This window comes from Streptomyces reniochalinae (assembly GCF_003323735.1).
GTDB classification, from domain to species: Bacteria; Actinomycetota; Actinomycetes; order Streptomycetales; family Streptomycetaceae; genus Streptomyces; species Streptomyces reniochalinae.
Map to the genome: position 1 here is coordinate 556,440 of NZ_QOIM01000042.1, position 15,209 is coordinate 571,648.

At 68.2% G+C, this 15,209-nt stretch carries 15 protein-coding genes and 2 pseudogenes; 9 read left to right on the plus strand and 8 right to left on the minus strand.

The window, feature by feature from the left end; all coding sequences use genetic code 11:
* Positions 1-7 precede the first annotated feature (7 nt).
* The 6 genes from DQ392_RS27850 to DQ392_RS27875 all read right to left on the minus strand — a co-directional run bounded on the left by DQ392_RS27850 (position 8) and on the right by DQ392_RS27875 (position 3,004).
* Entirely contained in the window at positions 8-253 is a 246-nt protein-coding gene (locus DQ392_RS27850; protein WP_114018448.1) for a hypothetical protein, read from the minus strand.
* Positions 254-354: 101 nt separating this feature from the next.
* Positions 355-1,008 carry a hypothetical protein gene (locus tag DQ392_RS27855; RefSeq protein WP_019359414.1) on the minus strand — a complete coding sequence of 218 codons (654 nt, stop codon included), beginning with the start codon at positions 1,006-1,008 and terminating at the stop codon, positions 355-357.
* The gene (locus DQ392_RS34865) at positions 1,005-1,235 is read right to left on the minus strand and encodes a DUF5999 family protein (RefSeq protein ID WP_078565550.1); all 231 of its coding nucleotides are present in this window, start codon (positions 1,233-1,235) and stop codon (positions 1,005-1,007) included. The genes DQ392_RS27855 and DQ392_RS34865 overlap by 4 nt, the downstream gene beginning before the upstream one ends.
* Positions 1,236-1,529: 294 nt before the next feature.
* Entirely contained in the window at positions 1,530-1,994 is a 465-nt protein-coding gene (locus DQ392_RS27865; protein WP_019359415.1) for a LuxR C-terminal-related transcriptional regulator, read from the minus strand.
* A 36-nt stretch (positions 1,995-2,030) separates the two neighbouring features.
* A complete protein-coding gene (locus tag DQ392_RS27870; protein WP_019359416.1) occupies positions 2,031-2,528 on the minus strand; it encodes a hypothetical protein in 498 nt (165 codons plus the stop codon).
* The gene (locus DQ392_RS27875; RefSeq protein WP_019359417.1) at positions 2,528-3,004 is read right to left on the minus strand and encodes an ATP-binding protein; all 477 of its coding nucleotides are present in this window, start codon (positions 3,002-3,004) and stop codon (positions 2,528-2,530) included. Before DQ392_RS27875 ends, DQ392_RS27870 begins: the two co-directional genes overlap by 1 nt.
* A gap of 192 nt (positions 3,005-3,196) precedes the next feature.
* Between DQ392_RS27875 and DQ392_RS27880 the strand changes: the two genes are divergently transcribed.
* Positions 3,197-4,543, plus strand: coding sequence for an NsdA family TPR-like regulatory protein (locus DQ392_RS27880; protein WP_019359418.1), 1,347 nt, complete (start codon positions 3,197-3,199; stop codon positions 4,541-4,543).
* Between the two features lie 5 nt (positions 4,544-4,548).
* On the opposite strand, the gene DQ392_RS27885 is transcribed toward DQ392_RS27880, so the two are convergent.
* The gene (locus tag DQ392_RS27885) at positions 4,549-5,580 is read right to left on the minus strand and encodes an NAD-dependent epimerase/dehydratase family protein (RefSeq protein ID WP_026005110.1); all 1,032 of its coding nucleotides are present in this window, start codon (positions 5,578-5,580) and stop codon (positions 4,549-4,551) included.
* A 419-nt stretch (positions 5,581-5,999) separates the two neighbouring features.
* Positions 6,000-6,899: a MerR family transcriptional regulator gene (locus tag DQ392_RS27890; protein ID WP_158687646.1), complete on the minus strand. Its 900-nt coding sequence runs from the start codon at positions 6,897-6,899 to the stop codon at positions 6,000-6,002.
* A 139-nt stretch (positions 6,900-7,038) separates the two neighbouring features.
* Here DQ392_RS27890 and DQ392_RS27895 point away from each other — a divergent pair, with 139 nt between their 5' ends.
* The 8 genes and pseudogenes from DQ392_RS27895 (at position 7,039) to DQ392_RS27935 (ending at position 14,685) form a co-directional block, all read left to right on the plus strand.
* Positions 7,039-7,278, plus strand: a complete 240-nt coding sequence (locus DQ392_RS27895; protein WP_019359421.1) for a hypothetical protein — start codon at positions 7,039-7,041, stop codon at positions 7,276-7,278.
* 61 nt (positions 7,279-7,339) lie between these two features.
* Entirely contained in the window at positions 7,340-8,599 is a 1,260-nt protein-coding gene (locus tag DQ392_RS27900) for a polyprenyl synthetase family protein (RefSeq protein WP_078565552.1), read from the plus strand.
* Positions 8,596-8,799: pseudogene (locus DQ392_RS35490) on the plus strand (FAD-dependent oxidoreductase); the annotation flags it as partial. The gene DQ392_RS27900 and the pseudogene DQ392_RS35490, both read left to right, overlap by 4 nt.
* A gap of 263 nt (positions 8,800-9,062) precedes the next feature.
* Entirely contained in the window at positions 9,063-10,310 is a 1,248-nt protein-coding gene (locus tag DQ392_RS27910; RefSeq protein ID WP_078565560.1) for a hypothetical protein, read from the plus strand.
* Between the two features lie 92 nt (positions 10,311-10,402).
* Positions 10,403-11,623 carry a phospholipase D-like domain-containing protein gene (locus DQ392_RS27915; protein ID WP_026005111.1) on the plus strand — a complete coding sequence of 407 codons (1,221 nt, stop codon included), beginning with the start codon at positions 10,403-10,405 and terminating at the stop codon, positions 11,621-11,623.
* A gap of 727 nt (positions 11,624-12,350) precedes the next feature.
* Complete coding sequence (locus DQ392_RS27925) at positions 12,351-13,352, plus strand: DUF6192 family protein (protein WP_019359426.1); 1,002 nt, start codon at positions 12,351-12,353, stop codon at positions 13,350-13,352.
* A 2-nt stretch (positions 13,353-13,354) separates the two neighbouring features.
* Complete coding sequence (locus tag DQ392_RS27930; protein WP_019359427.1) at positions 13,355-13,774, plus strand: hypothetical protein; 420 nt, start codon at positions 13,355-13,357, stop codon at positions 13,772-13,774.
* Positions 13,775-13,838: 64 nt separating this feature from the next.
* A pseudogene (locus tag DQ392_RS27935) lies at positions 13,839-14,685 on the plus strand (IS5 family transposase).
* Positions 14,686-15,209 lie beyond the last annotated feature (524 nt).

Consider the following 15,209-nt stretch of genomic DNA (forward strand, 5'->3'; position numbering starts at 1 on the left):
GCGGCCGTTACCACCAGTTGGTGATCATCGGCTCGGGGTCGTCGCCGGGCCTCCCGCTCACGGTGACCGCGGTCTTCTGCACGGAAGCGCCCGGGTGAGCCTGCACGAGAGGCGCCCCGTCGGGCGCCATGGTGACCTGGACCGCGGTGCTGTAAGCGCTGCCGGTGGCCTCGGGCGTGGTGGGAGCCACTGGTCCTTCGAACAGCCGCGCGGCGAACGGCAGGGCAGGGGCCGGACTTGAGATGGTCGGCATGTCAGATTCCTCTTTCTCGGTTCTCTCGGTGAGGGTGCTGCGCTCCAGGCGGAAAGCCCGGAGACGGCTCGGGGCGAGCGAAAGCGTGCTTCCGCCGCCAGTCACGCGGTGAGGTGGAGGTCGTCCAAGTCGATGGCCTCCACGCCGTGCAGGGTGCTGACGTCCCGGGCGGCGAGGGTCCAGCGGATGCGTGGATCGCCGAATCCCACGAAAGTGAGCCCGTCTCTCGTGCCGCTGTAGCGGATCTTCAGGGTCTTCGGGTGGTGGAGGAGGCCGGCCACGCCCCAGGGCTGGAAATGCCGGACGAAGGCAGCCACGTGGCCTCGGCGCAGATGCGGGCAGTCACGGACCGACTCGGCTGCACAGCTCTCATGCACGGGAGGTGAGGCGGTCCGCTCTCCCTCGCGGATGGGTGTCTCCCCACGCACGAGGACCATGTGCCGCTCGTCGCTCCTGTCGAAGGTGTCAGCGCCGCAGACCTGGCACAGCATGAGGCTCATCGCCTGCCGTTGACGCAGCGGATGGACACTGCCCAGCCGCGCCCGCCCCCGCCCCCGTGCGAGGGGCGCCCTGACCCACAGAACGCCGTTTCGCCGGTCGACGCCGCCCATGCGCGCCTCACCCTGGTAGCCAATGCCCGCGCCGCCGACGCCATGCCGCCGCTCGACCGGTGTCGGCATGTAGGAGTCCTCGTACTGCCAGGACGCGACGTAAGGCACGCGCAGGCCGTCTTCGTAGTACTGCTGAAGGCTCATGCGGCGGTCAGGAGGTGATCACTGAGCGGACGGTGCGGGCCGACGACGCGGCCGTCCGGCAGCAGCTCTCCCGTGTCATCGAACAGGACTACGCCATTGCACAGGAGCGACCACCCTTGCTCGGGGTGGAAGGCCAAAGGCTGCGCTGCTTCCCGGTCGCCTGCCTCGGCGGTCGGGCAGGACGGTTGGTGCGGACATCGCTCGGGAACGCGCGGAGCGGGAGTCATGGTGGTGGTGCCTTTCGTCGCGGTAGGTAGCGGTGTTGAGGCCGGCCGCCGCTCCTCCAGCCCATATGAGCGGCGGCCGGGGCGCTCGCCCCCGGGGGGCACCGGTACGGGTCGGCAGGCGGGGACGGCGCCGCGCCCCTCGGGGCGGCCGGCGTCCCCGGCCAGGTCTCGGGAGCGCGGCCGGGGAGGAAGCCCATCTGGAGGGTCTTCTCCGCCAAGTGGCCTGCACCCGGGCGAGGGGGCCTGCGCGGCAGAGACGACCGGTCAATGAGGTCAGGCGACGACCACAGCGGGTCAGGGTAGCCACGTCATGACCTGCTTCTCGGTCAGGACCTGGTGCTGCCACGTCCGCGTGACCAGGTGAGCCGGGTTGACCGCCTTCGCAGCCGCCAGGAGTTCACGGCCGTCTCGGCGGACGGCGTTGAGCGGCCGAGTGAGCTGCGCCGCCATCTGGGCCGCGCTCATCCCCTGGGCGATGAAGGGCACGAGGGCGCGCTGCTCGGGAGTCAGGAGCAGTTGCTCAGGCGGCAACGGCATCGGCTGGGTGATGGCGTTGACGGCGTAGCCGGTCGCGATCGCGGACTCGGTACTGCGGGCGCCGAACAGCTTGGACTTCGCCAGGTCGAGGTAGCCCCGGGCCGTACCCTCCCGAAGCCGGAGCCGGCTTGCGACCTCTCCGAGGGTGTTTCCCTCTGCTAAGCCTGCGAGGACCTGCCGTTCCCGGGGTGCGAGCTGGGGCCTGGCGACAGAAATGGTCACAGAGGTGCTCCTTGCCGGGAGGAGTGGTGGGGCGTGTCACGCGTCGTCTCCCATCAGGTCGAGGACGTCGAGGATCGCGAAGGCGTACCGCCGCAGGTGCGCGACGGCCTGGTCGGGTGGCGGGCGCTCGTCAGCGAGAGCGATCAGGCGCGCGATCTCCCGGGCGGGGCAGACCGCGGTACGGTGCGGTGCGAGCTGCTTCAGCTCGGTCGTCGCGCTGCGGAAGTGGTCGGTGATCCGCGCTGCCTCTGCTGGGTCCATAGGCGGGGCGCTGCCGCGCCGACAACGCCGCGGCAGCGGAAGCCGGAGGCGCACCAAGGCGTCGTCGAGCTTGGGGCGGCGGAGGCTGTCGGGGGCGGGCTGGGCCCGTTCGCCGACGATCTGCTCCAGCACGTCGTAGAGGTCGTCGCCGATGCCTTCCTCCGCCGCCAGCCAGCGGCGCATGGAGGCCAGGTACTTGATCAGCGTCTCGGTATCGGTGGAGTACCGGCGTCGCACCAGCGTGGCGGCGGTGGCGTCGTCTACGGCGGTCATCAGGCCCTCCCAGCGAGGCGGAAGGAGCACCAGGTCGTACGGCCGTCGCGGCTGACGCCCCAGCTCTGCGCGAGGGCAGCGACGAGAAGCAGCCCGCGGCCGGAGAGTTCATCAACGTCGGGGCGGCGCAGTTGAGCGGGCTCCGGGTTGTCGTCGGTGACCTCGATGCGCACCTCGTCGAGAACGCGCAGCACCCGCGCTTCGACGTCGCCGTTTCCGTGCTCCAGTGCGTTGGCGAGCAGTTCGGAGACTGCGAGCTGGATGTCCTCGGCTAACTGTTCGGGCAGGTTCCAAGAACGCAGGATGGTGCGAACGGTGCGCCGTATCTCGGGTACACGGGCACTGTCCGGTGCGAAGACCACCGCGAAGGCCCGTGAGGTCTGCGGCCGGAGCTCACCGGAGTCTGACGTCCCGGTCTGCGGGCGCTTCGTCCTGTGCCTCTTCTCCACCGTCTCCGTGAGCACATCCACGCTCATTGGTTCCTCCTCGTCGCGAGGTGAACACACAGAGTTCAAGAGAGGGGGACGCGTTGGCTAGGACGGGAAGTTGGACTTTTCCAGGACTTGCATGTCTCAGGAGGACTTCTTGTCGGCCTTCTGTTTGCGCACCGTTTCCTACAGCAGACTGAGGCGGTATCCCGGGAGGGAACCGAATCTGCGGAGGGGGCCATGAACGGCGAGGACCGCACGCTGCTCTGCGAGTTGGCAACTGCGCAGGGCATCAAAGCCCACAGCAAGTTCAGTGAGGCTTATCGTGCCGCCGCGAGCGACCTGACCCGCCGTGGGGCGGATGTGGCTCCAGCACCGACCCAGCGGCACTTGACCCGCCTTCTCAAGGTGGGTGCCGTCAAGACGGAGCCCTTCGCGCCGACCGTCCGGGTTCTGGAATACATGTTCCAGCGGCCCATCGCTGAACTGCTGGGCCCGGCCCCTATGCCCCAGTCGCCCCCGGTAGACGCCGTTTCGCAGACCCGTGCGCCCAACGAAAGTGAACTGCTGATGACCGCTCAGGACGCCGCTGTACACGCAGGCCAGGCCGCTTCTCTCCACCTGGACGAGATGAGCCTCGACCAGCTCGACGACGACCTGGTCGTTCTCGCCCGCTCGTACGGAATGACCGCCCCGTCACAGACCTACGAACGCGCGAAGATACTGCTCCAAGCTGCGCAAAGCATGCTGGAGCGGACGAGCTCACCACAGCAGCACACCCGCCTCTACTATGCGGCAGCGCAAGCTACGGCGCTGCTCAGTGCAGTCTCCTTCGACCTGGGTGCGATGGCACCCGCGGTCTCTCTCGCGCGTTCCAGCGCGCAGTACGGCAAAACCATCGAAAACGGCCCTGTCCAGGCATACGCCCACGGAATGCTCGCCTTCATGGCCTTCTGGGAAGGGCGCCCCACTGGTGCGGTGCGCCTCGCCCGGCAGGCGCTGGAGTTCGGTGGCTTGGGGGACACTGCACGCCGCCGTCTGCTCGCCATCGAGGCGCGCGCACACGGGCACCTGCGCAACGACCGCGAGGCCCAGCGCGCCATACGCCAGGCGGGGGAGCAGGCGGCCGGCGACCGTGACGAGCTCCACGACGATATCGGTGGGGAGTTCGACTTCGACCTCGCTCGCACGGCGATGAGCAACGCCACCACGAGCTTGCTGCTGCGGGATGGCGAAGCAGCGGAAGCGTCCGCTACCGAAGCCCTCGCCTTGCTGAGCAACCGTCCCGAGAACGAGCAGCCGATCGTGGTCTCCGGCCCAGCCGCCATCGACCTGGCCCGTGCGCGGCTGATGCGCCGGGAGGTCGAAGGCGCTAGTGAAGCGCTCGCTTCGGTCCTGCAGATTCCACCGGAGTGGCGCGGTGCGGGCCTACTGGAACGGTTGACCGCAGCCAGGATCGAGCTGACCAGCCCCGCGTTCGAGCGAGCTCCGGCCGCGGTCGACCTGGCGGAACGCATAGAGGAATTCAGCGCGCTGTCGCCGGCCCGCCGGCTCGGAGCAGTCAGCCCCCTGGCAATCGAAGCCTGACCGTTCTAGCGGCCGAGCGCGGCGAGGATCGCTCGTTCCTTCTCGGGCGAGATACCGTGCTCGGCCCATCGCGGGTGTTCCACCGGCGTGCCACCTTCTGTCATCCATGACCAGGTGTCCGCGACCGTGTCCGCCAGCGGTCTACAGACCAGCCCAGCAGCCTGCGCGCGCGTCGAGTCGATCCGCCATACGCCGGCATGCGTGCGCCACAGCGGCAGCTCCGTCCACTGCCTCACCTCGTGGTCCAGGAGCAGCTTGTCGGAAGCCCAGATGAGCTGTGCGTGTCCGCCCGTGGCCAAGACGCACGCTGTCAGCAGATCGCTCATAGTCGCCTGGGCGACTGGCGCGACGCAGTTGTAGGCGCCTCCACTGTCGGCAGCCGCCTGGTCGAGAGCAAACGCAGCCACATCCCGCACGTCGATCGGCTGGATGGTCCTCTCTGGCGCCCCGGGAGCCAGCATGCGACCACCGCGGGAAGTACGGCGCAACCACCAGGGAAGCCGTCCGACGTACTCACGTGGTCCCAGGATGACACCCGGGCGCAGAACGCTCGTTCTCCCGGGGCCGTAGACGGTGGTAACTGCCCGCTCGGCGCCCGCTTTCTGCCGACCGTAATGCCAGTCGGGGCCTGTCCAGCCTTCCGGGAGGCGGCCGTAATCGGCATCGGCGTCCGGAGGGCCGTCCAGCAGCTCAGAGTCTTCCGTCAACGGCTCGTTTGGCCAACCGCGATAGGCGTTCACTGTGCTGATGTAGACGTACCGCCTGGCGACTCGTTCCAGGACCCGGGCCCCTGCAAGGACATCGCGTGGGGCCAACTCGGACGCGGACGTGTCCACGACGGCGTCCCAGGGCCCTGCGGAAGCAAGCCGTTCGAGATCTGCGGCAATGGTCCGATCACCATGCACCGGGCTGGCGCCATCCGGGACCGCTCCGGACTTGCCGCGGTTGAAAACGTGCACCTCCCACCCTCGGCTCAGAGCGTCGTGTGCGACCGCGTGCCCGAGGAACCATCCACCGCCCAGCACAAGAAGTCTCATGCCTGCGATCCTGCCCGAACGGTCACCCGATCAGCCAGAGCCCCGCGGCGGCTTGCCTGTGCGGCCTTCGGCCGGTGCCCGGGCAGGGGGCGTCACGCCGACAGCTTGGCCGGTCTCGTCATCACCCCATTCCTGGTGGTGCGCTGAGGAGACACACTGTGCTGCGGAGTGCAGGACACGTGGCGGGCCACGAGGTCATTGCGGCCATCGCCTTGCGAGCGCTGGGGAGGAACTGTGCCTGCCGCACCAGCTGGTACCACTGGGTTCGGCCCGGAGCGTTCGGTGGTGCAGATGGCCGCCGCGCTGACGGGTTGGGTGCCAGGCCTCGGCCGGCGTCTGGCCGGGGCCCGGAAGTGCCTCAGTCAGCCCGACAGTTCGACTGCCAGAAACGGTCGGTTGAGTCGTCTGCGGCGTGGCGATCAGATGCCGGTGAGGACGTCGAGGGTTTGAGGCAAGGTCTGGAGCACGGATGCGGCGTGTCCGGTGCAAGGGGAGCAGGGCCATCCTGGTCCCGCCGGGTAGACCGGTGCGCTCGCGCTGCTGGCAGCGTCTTGCAGCATGCCGGTGTCGGCTGTGGCCGGGTCGCGTGCCCACAGCACGGTGGCGTGTGGCTGGGTACGGGAGATGGCTTCGATCAGGTAGCGGGAAGGGAGGCTGCCGAGCAGGACGCTGGTGTAGCTGCGGTCTGCCAGGGCGGCAGCCAAGGCGGTCAGGGGCAGAGTGTGCTGTTCGTCGGAGGTGGCTGCCAGCAGCACGAGCGGGGCCTGTGCTGACGGGTTCGGGGCGTGGGCTTGGGCGTGCTGGCGCAGGGCGGCTTCGAGGAGGCCGCTGGTCATGTGCTCGGTCTCGACTCCGCAGCCGGTCTTCTCCCAGTGCTCGCCGATCGCCACCAGAGCGGGGGCGAAGACGGTCGTCCACGCCAGCGCGGCGCCCTGGCGGGCGAGCGCGGCTGCGGCCAGGCGTGTGACGGCTTCGGGGTCGAAGGCGTCCATCGCCGCGCGCAGATCCTGTGCGCTGACCGGCACGGACCCTGTGGAGTCCGGCGGGGGGCCGGCCGAGACTGCGCGGGCTGCCTGGGCGGCGGCGACGCCTTGGCGGACAAGATGGAGCATGCGATCCAGCCGCTGTAGGTCTTCCAGCGAGTAGCGCCGGTGGCCACCGGGGGTACGGCCGGAGGGCTCCAGGCCATAGCGGGTCCCCCAGGCGCGCAGGGTCGCCGCTTTGGTCTGTAGCCGCTGGGCCGCGACACCCACCGAGAACAGGCTCACCTCCGCCTCGGGCGTTGCCGAGGTCCGACAGGGTGTCGCGTGCGTGCTCATGCGCGCCATATTCCGGCGACCGGGCCGCACGTCGCAACATCGCAAGGCACGAACGGGTGCATAAGTTCTGTCGAGGTTTGCCGCTTTCGGGGGCGGGTTACTCGTCGTGTCGTCCGGTCACAACGGAGAAAGGGACGGCATGATCGTCAAGAAACTGCATGAAGCAGGACTACGCAGCGAGCACGCCTACTTGGGAGCGTTCGCGTCGATCGGCGCCTCCTTCGTCACCTGGCTGACCTCCAACAAGGCCGAGCACGCCGGTATGGACCGCGCGGACCGTTGGGGCATCTTCGTCGGCGAGTGGGCCCCGACCTTCTTCGCTCTTGGGCTGGCACTGTCCCAGTACGAACGCAGCGAGGGCACCTTGTCCTCCCAGTGATCGCGCAACGGCCACCGCACCACTGCGGTCGTCGTCTGGCTGGAGCTGCCGGACGGCACGGATGAGTGACCTCGTCAGCGCAGGTGTTGCACATGTCGGCGAAACCGAAGGGAGTGCGATGCGGCACGACGGCCCGGTCCGGACCGCACCACCGCTGCCGGACACACGCATCACCCCGGCCTGCGAGGCGGACGAGGCGCCGCCGGGCTCCTGCGCGCGGAGCGTCGCCGCACGTGTCGAACGTGTCCTCGACACCCATTTGGCGCAACGCCGCACGGAAAGCGCCGTGCTGACTGCCGCGTTCGCCGACGAAGTCGTCCACCATCTCACCCGGCTCGTCCTGGGAGGCGGGAAGCGGCTGAGGCCGGCGTTCCTGTGGTGTGGTTGGCACGCGGCAGGAGCAGCCGACGTCTCGGAAGACGCCGTGCTGGAGATCGGTGCGGCGCTGGAGTTGCTGCAGGGCTGCGCGCTCATCCACGACGACCTCATGGACTCCGCGACGAGTCGTCGGGGCCGGCCCGCCCTGCACGTCGCTTTTCAGGCCGTGCATCGCAGCCGAGGCGCAAGTGGCTCGGCCGAGGCGTTTGGATACTCGGCTGCTCTGCTGGCTGGTGACCTGGCACTGGCATGGGCACAGGACTTGTGGGAGCAGACGGACCTGCCGCAGCACTCTCGGCAGCGGACGCGTCGCTTGTGGCAGGCGATGCGCACCGAAATGGTCGCTGGACAGTACCTTGACCTGCGTTCTCAGGCTGACGGCGCAAGCTGCCCGGACGAGGCGCTGCGCACTGCCTACCTTAAGTCCGGCCTGTACACGGTGCAGCGCCCGTTGTTGCTGGGTGCCACGCTCGGCGGAGCATCCGCTGACCTCAGCGCGGGGCTGGAACGGGTCGGCCGGTGCGCCGGACTGGCCTTCCATCTGGCAGACGACTTGGCCGATCTTTTTGGGGATGAACAGCAGTTGGGCAGGCGGACAGGGGAGGACGTCCGGCAGGGCAAGCCGACCTACTTGATGACCGTGGCGTTGGAGGCCGCCAGCCGCGGCGGTCACCGCACAGCGCAGCAAGTCCTGACCCGCGCACAAGGGAATCCCGAGTTGAGCGAGGACGGACTCGACGAGGTCCGCGCAGCGGTGACGCAGGTAGGTGCCCGCGGCCACGTCGAAAAACTGGTCCGCGAGCTGGCGGACGAAGCCCGGGAGGCGGTCGCCGAGTCGGCCATGCCCCGGGCGGCAGCCGACAGCCTCACCGCGCTGGTCGGCGCCACCCTTCGTGCGGCTCCGCCCCGACACGCGAGCGCCGAGGGGGTAGATCCGGTATGAAGGCAGTGCGTGGCCCCAGCGACCATGTCGTTGTGGTGGGAGCCGGTTTGTCGGGCCTGTCGGCAGCGCTGCATCTGCTGGGGGAGGGGCGGTCGGTGACCGTCGTGGAAGCGGCACAGGCCCCCGGCGGCCGGGCCGGTCTCGACGACATGTCCGGCTACCGCATCGATACGGGGCCCACGGTGCTGACACCTCCCGACCAGCGCAGACGCATGCCGAGAGCGGAGATACGTACCCCTCTGGTCCATGTGCGCGCGCCTTACCAGCGAAAACGAGTTGCGGAAACCCGTTTCGGCTGTGAAAGCCTCCCGGGCTTGGGCGGCGCGTGTCCGGGTACCGCAGGAGATGGGCTTCTCGGCACGCACTTCGCCGCAAGCAGAACAACGTACGGAGAAAAGAAGCCGCCGACCTGGACACTTACTTCCGTGACCGGGCAATAGGGCGGTGCGAATGGGAGATGTTTTTGAGCACGCAGGAAGACCCGGCAGAAGCGGGCAACGGTCGCGGAGACGATGCAAAAGCCGTTCTCGGACTGGTCGCTGACCCTGGCCTGTCGGCTGAGCTCGTGGATGCGATCGGGCAGGAGCTGCCTGCTCTCCTCGCGGAGCGGGAGGATGGCCCGGAGCGCTGGCGGGTGGAGACCTCGTCGCAGCTGCTGCCTTTGGACGAGGAAGGTGCGTTGCCGCTACTCGACATCGGGCGTCGTCAGCGCGAGGAGCAAGGCTGGGACGTCACTGTCCTGCTGACTGAGCTGCCGCGCCGTGCTGGTCGGCAGCCGATTGTCGCCGACTGTCATCCTGAGGCCGGGGTGGGGCTGGTGTCGTTGCCCGCGTTGGGGGCGTTTCGGGTGCGTCGCCGGGCGCGCGACACGATCGCGTATCTGGTGGCCGCGCATCTCGGGAACGCGGGCGGTGCTCGATCCGCGGCCGAGGAGTCAGGTGGGGAGCGGAAGTCTCCTGGGCCCGCGCTGGGGTTCTCCTACGAGATCATCAGCGATCGGGAAGAGAGGCGCGCCGACATCGAGGAGGACGGCAGCGAGGATTCCGACGTTCAGCTCGGTACCCAGGGGGAATCCCTGCATCTTGTGCTGACGGGGGCGCGCGGGAAGCTGCGGCTGTTGACCGGGATGGTGAGGGCGAACCGTCCATGGCGTCTGGTCCCGAGCCTCTCGCCGGCGTTGGCGGGCGCTGCTGCCGGTGCCGCGTTCGGCGTGTTCTACTCCAACATCTGGCAGTTGGCAGATGCCTTCAGCACCGCGCGCCTGATCCTGGTCAACGCGGCCGCGGTGCTCGCGATGATCGTCTGGCTGATCTTCGACAACGGCCTGTGGGAGAGCCCGAGAAACCGTCGCCTGCGGTCCGAATCGGCGTTGTACAACTCGGTGACGACGCTGACCGTGTCTTTCGGTGTCTTCTGTATGTACCTGTTGCTGTACGCCGTCACGCTGCTTGCCGCGTTCGTAGCCATCCCGACCGGCTACCTCGCCACCACGCTCCGGCACGGCGCCGGCATTCCCGACCTCGCGACCATCGCGTGGCTGTCCGCGTCCATGGGAACGATCGCAGGTGCTCTGGGATCCGGTCTCGCGGGTGAGGACGCCGTGCGCCGGGCCGCCTACAGCGAACGAGAGCTTGAGCGTCAGGCGCAGCGCGACAAGGAAGAGCAGCGCACCGACCGCGAGGCGACACGCGCTGAAGAGCACGAGAGCTGAGCTCCGGCCACCGTCGTCCGGTGTCCGAGGGGCATCACTGCTGTGACGAGGGGTTTTTCCATCCCGTCGTCGCGATCCGTATGGTCCCCCTCATGAGTGTTGTGGAGCAGGCCGACAGTCCCGCCGATGACGACAAGAATTCTGCGGCTGTGCCGGTCGGTAAACGGAAGCAGGAGATACGCAGACGTCTGGAACGACTGATCGGCATCGCCGCCACAGAAGGCAACGAGCTGCGCGTGTTGCGTAACGGCGATGAGATCTTCCCCGCGATGCTCGGGGCGATCCGAGCGGCCGAGCACACGGTCGACATGATGACGTTCGTCTACTGGCGCGGTGACATCGCCCGTGACTTCGCAGCCGCGCTCTCGGAACGCGCCCGGGAAGGCGTACGCGTACGGCTGTTGCTGGACGGGTTCGGCAGCAGCCCGATCCAGCAGGACCTGCTCGATGAGATGTCCTCGGCCGGCGTGCATGTGGTGTGGTTCCGCAAGCCGCTGTGGGTCTCTCCTCTCAAGCAGAACCACCGCTGCCACCGCAAGGCTCTCGTGGTCGACGAGCGCACCGCCTTCACCGGAGGGGTGGGCATCGCCGAGGAATGGTGCGGGGACGCCCGCCATCCGGGTGAATGGCGGGACACTCACATCCAGGTTCGCGGCCCCGCGGTCGACGGCATCACGGCCGCGTTCGCACAGAACTGGGCGGAGTGCCACCAGGAGCTTTTCGACGAGAAAGACCGGTTCATTGAACACGACACGACCGGTCGGTCCGTGGTCCAGGTGGTCCGCGGTTCGGCCAGTTTCGGCTGGCAGGACATGCAGACCCTGCTGCGCGTGCTGCTGGAGTCGGCGCGGGAGCGGGTCCGGGTCTCGACCGCGTACTTCACCCCGGACGACTTCTTCGTCCAGTTGCTCTGCCGCACAGCTCGCCGGGGAGTCACGATCGACATCCTCATCCCCGGCCCGCACACGGACAAACGCGTCTCACAGCTGGGCGGCCGCCGCTCCTACGAGGACCTCCTGGATGCCGGGGTCCGGATCGCCGAGTACCAGCCGACGATGCTGCACGCCAAAATCGTGACCATCGACGGCATCGTTTCCCTGGTCGGCTCCACCAACTTCAACCGTCGCTCACTCGAACACGACGAAGAGGTCATGCTCGCTGTCGTGGACGAGGAGCTCACCGCCACGCTGGACAAGCACTTCGCCGAGGACTGGGAGGGAGGCGACCTCATCACGCCCGGACGCTGGAAGCGCAGGCCCGTGCAGCAGCGCCTCGGGGAAGCAGCTGTACGTCCCATCCGCCGCTTCCTTTGATCACCCACGGAGAGCATCGGGACGTTTCGGGCGAGGCGCCTGATACACCGCCGCGACCCCGGAGAAGTTCACGGGGCTCGCGGGGTGCGCAGACGAGAGCCTGCTCGGTGATGCGTGGTCCAGGCCCTGGATGGACATCACCCACCAGATGACGATGGTGCGACACTGCCGCGGATTGTCCGTGGCCCTGACTGAGTAGCTGTTTCCGATCCAAGGTTCTGGGTAGATTTGCCCCCTAGCCTGGACCGGTGTCTGAGGGTGCCGAGAGGGCCAGAGTGAGGGACTGTCCGGCTTGTGGTGAACGGCTGAGGCCGGACGCCCGGCCCGAGGCGGTGTTCTGCTCGTCGGTCTGTCGTTCCAGGCAGTGGCGCAAGGAACAGCGGCTGAGGAAGCGGTTGGCAGCTGTCCGGGACAAGGTCGGCCTGGTCGAGTGCCCCGAGTGCGGGGCCCGCTGGGTGGCGGGTGTCGACCGTCGCTCGGACGCCCGGTTCTGCTCGCGGCGCTGCGTCGTGGGGGCCTGGCGGAAGCGGAAGGATCCGTACGCGGATCGTGCACAGTGACCACTGAGCGAACGCATCCTTGGACCAGTTTCGTTCACGGAACGGTCAATTGCGGTCATTCCTTGCGATCTTCATATTTACGGTCTGACTCTCGGAAACAGATGCGGTCCCTGTCCTGTCACGGCCCGAAGTGCCGCGCCTGGGAGCGCACTTGGATGGTGAAAGCCATGTCCGAGGAGAACGAGACCATCGGCGCCGTCAGCCAGTCTCGCTACGAGCAGATCGTGGCCGAGCTGCGGGACGTCGTCGAACAGCAGACCCGCGGCCAGTTCACGATCGGGGACCGGGCCCTGGAGGTCGAACCGATGCGGCAGCGGGGCGGCGAAACCGGGGACAGCGAGTACACGGTCGAGGAATCGCTGACGCGCCTGGCCGAGGACATCGGCCTGAGGTTCTCCACGGTGAAGACGGCCAGGTGGGTGGCGTCGCGGTGGCCGAAGGAACGACGCCGTCCCGAGCTCGCGTCCTACACGGTCCACCGGTCGCTGGCGAGTATCGAGGACGAGGAGAGGCGGTTCGCGACGATCCTGACGCTCCCGGAGGGAAAGGCCCGCTGGACCAAGGACGACGCCAATCGACAGGTCGGCCAGCAGGTCGAGACGCCCATCACCCCGCAGGAGAAGGTTACCGCGATCCACTCGCTGGCCCGGGACGCCGAGGTCGCGGCTGCGGTGACCACCGACTTCCTGAAGCGTCCCCAGGTCGCGGCCAAGGTGTCCTCGGAGGACAAGGTCCGGGTGGTGGAGGAATTCACCCGCGACGAGCAGGTCGCGACGACCGCCGCGACCAGCCTGCTCCGCAGGCCGGACGTCGCGTTCAAGGCGATGAGCGATGACACCGCCCGCTTCCAGGTCAACTCTGCCCAGGCCGAGCGCAGTCGGCAAGCCCTTGACCACTTCGAGCGCTCGAACCCCGTCGCCCCGGCAGTCCGCAACATCGACCGGACGGTGGAGTTCCTTGACTTGGTGACCGCCTTCCACGCGTTCGTCGCCGCAGCTGGCCGGACCGTCCCCGGCCTGCGCGACCGCCAACTGTCGGAGGACGAACGCACCATCGTCCACCAGAACGTAGCCAAGGTGAAAGCGACTCTGGACTGGATCGAAACGGCGGTCGACACCGGCAAGGTCGACATGGACGACGAGCTCGCGGCGATCCTGCGGGGCGAGTAGTCGTGCCCCGCGCCTCCCGGCGCAAAGGGGACGCGGCCAGACGACACGCGGACACCGTCCGCTTCGTTCTGTTCGAGGCCCGCCCGGCCGGGCTGGAGTTTCACCAGCTGGTCCGTGCGAGCGCGCTCTCACCGCACCAGGTCCGCTCCGGCCTGGCCGCGCTGAAGGACGAGGCCGCGTCCAAGGGCTGGCCTCCGCTGATCTGGAACCGTCTCGACGGCTACCAGCTCGGAGCGGAGCGGGCCGCGCTCGAAGCCTACGAGCGGCAGGTCGTGGGCGAGAAGCTGACCCAGTTCCGGCGGTTCATCACCGGCACGGTCGCCCCGCACGCCGCCGCCCACCCGAACGACAAGTGGGTACGGCACATCGTCGCCCAGCTCAACTCCATCGAATCCACCCTCGACCTCATCGCCAGCGCCTGACCGATCCACGGGGCCGACCGGCGAAGCCGGCCGGCCCCGCAGCAGGTCACAGACGGGAGGGGAAGTGCGTCAGCGCCGCTATCCGTCGGACATGACGGATGACGAGTGGGCCCTGATCGAACCGCTGCTGCCCGCTGCCGGCCTGCGACACCGCCCGCGGCGGCCGGCCGGAGAAGCACCCCCGGCGCGAGATCGTCGACTCGATTCGATATGTCGTGGACACCGGCTGCAAGTGGAGGGCCCTACCCGCGGACTTCCCGCCCTGGAGGACCGTTTGGGGGTTCATGGCCCGCTGGGCTGCCCGCGGTGTCATCGGTCAGATCCGTGACGCCCTGACCCAGCGGATCCGCCGCGAGGTGGGCAAAGGCCTCAGAGCCGTCGCGACGATCATCGACTCGCAGTCAGTCAAAGCGGCATCGACCGTCGGCAAGAACTCCCGCGGTTACGATGCAGGCAAAAAGATCAATGGCCGCAAACGGCATCTCGTGGTCGACACCCGCGGCCTGCCGCTGCTGGTCATGGTCACCCCGGCCGATCTGCATGACTCCGCCGCGGCCAAGGAAGTCCTCTTCCGTCTCCGTCTCATGCACCCCGAGATCACCATCGTCTGGGCCGACCGCGCCTACGCGGGCAAGCTCATTACCTGGGCGAAGAAGCATCTGAACCTCACGATCAAGACCGTTGCCCGCCCGAAGGACTCCTCCGGGTTCGTCCTGCTGCCCCGCCGCTGGGTCGTTGAACGCTCGCTGGCATGGATGATGAACGCCCGCCGGCACGCGAGGGACTACGAACGGCTCGTCCAGCACTCCGAAACGCTGATCACCTGGGCGGCGATCACGCTGATGACCAAGCGTCTGACCCGCAACGGGGCGGGCTCCGCCTGGGCCAGCAAGCCCAGTACGTGCGCCTGAACTGGTTATTCGCCCGGCTCCGGGCCGGGCCACGCGTACAGGTCGAAGGCTGCTGATCAAGGACCGCCAGGGGCATCTGGGTGGAGGAAGCACGGTCCGCAGCCTGTGCCTTGGCTGGCCGGGTGAACGTGCCGCTGGCCCGAGAGACCGCAAGCTCTTTTCGGTTCCGGAGCACCGGTAGCGGTCAGCCATGAGGTCGAGGAGGGCCAGTGTGCTTGCACGCCCGTCGTGTCCGAGCTCATCCACCGTCCGCGGTCCGCTGCGGCACCGGGGTACGGCAGAACCGGCGCCAGCGAAACGAGTCGGCGTTTGGTAACACAGTCGGTGCGGCGCTTGAGATACAGCAGCCGCAATCGCGTCTCCCGCCGTACCGACAACCGACGATGAAGCGCTCGTCCAAGAAAGCATGGACCCCAGTCAGCTCGGCAGATAACGGCCGCACGCTCCGGCAACGTCTTCTACCAGGAGTCCTGCACTGGCGCGAGGCACAGCGCCGCCCACGCCTCCCGCCCACCTGTCGCGGT

Excerpts from the sequence above, each read along its gene's own strand:
- DQ392_RS27925 (WP_019359426.1), top strand. The coding sequence starts at position 12,351 with ATGTCCGAGGAGAACGAGACCATCGGCGCCGTCAGCCAGTCTCGCTAC.
- DQ392_RS27890 (WP_158687646.1), bottom strand. The coding sequence starts at position 6,899 with ATGAGCACGCACGCGACACCCTGTCGGACCTCGGCAACGCCCGAGGCG.
- DQ392_RS27895 (WP_019359421.1), top strand. The coding sequence starts at position 7,039 with ATGATCGTCAAGAAACTGCATGAAGCAGGACTACGCAGCGAGCACGCC.
- DQ392_RS27850 (WP_114018448.1), bottom strand. The coding sequence starts at position 253 with ATGCCGACCATCTCAAGTCCGGCCCCTGCCCTGCCGTTCGCCGCGCGG.
- DQ392_RS27875 (WP_019359417.1), bottom strand. The coding sequence starts at position 3,004 with ATGAGCGTGGATGTGCTCACGGAGACGGTGGAGAAGAGGCACAGGACG.
- DQ392_RS27900 (WP_078565552.1), top strand. The coding sequence starts at position 7,340 with ATGAGTGACCTCGTCAGCGCAGGTGTTGCACATGTCGGCGAAACCGAA.
- DQ392_RS34865 (WP_078565550.1), bottom strand. The coding sequence starts at position 1,235 with ATGACTCCCGCTCCGCGCGTTCCCGAGCGATGTCCGCACCAACCGTCC.
- DQ392_RS27870 (WP_019359416.1), bottom strand. The coding sequence starts at position 2,528 with ATGACCGCCGTAGACGACGCCACCGCCGCCACGCTGGTGCGACGCCGG.
- DQ392_RS27915 (WP_026005111.1), top strand. The coding sequence starts at position 10,403 with ATGAGTGTTGTGGAGCAGGCCGACAGTCCCGCCGATGACGACAAGAAT.
- DQ392_RS27880 (WP_019359418.1), top strand. The coding sequence starts at position 3,197 with ATGAACGGCGAGGACCGCACGCTGCTCTGCGAGTTGGCAACTGCGCAG.
- DQ392_RS27855 (WP_019359414.1), bottom strand. The coding sequence starts at position 1,008 with ATGAGCCTTCAGCAGTACTACGAAGACGGCCTGCGCGTGCCTTACGTC.
- DQ392_RS27885 (WP_026005110.1), bottom strand. The coding sequence starts at position 5,580 with ATGAGACTTCTTGTGCTGGGCGGTGGATGGTTCCTCGGGCACGCGGTC.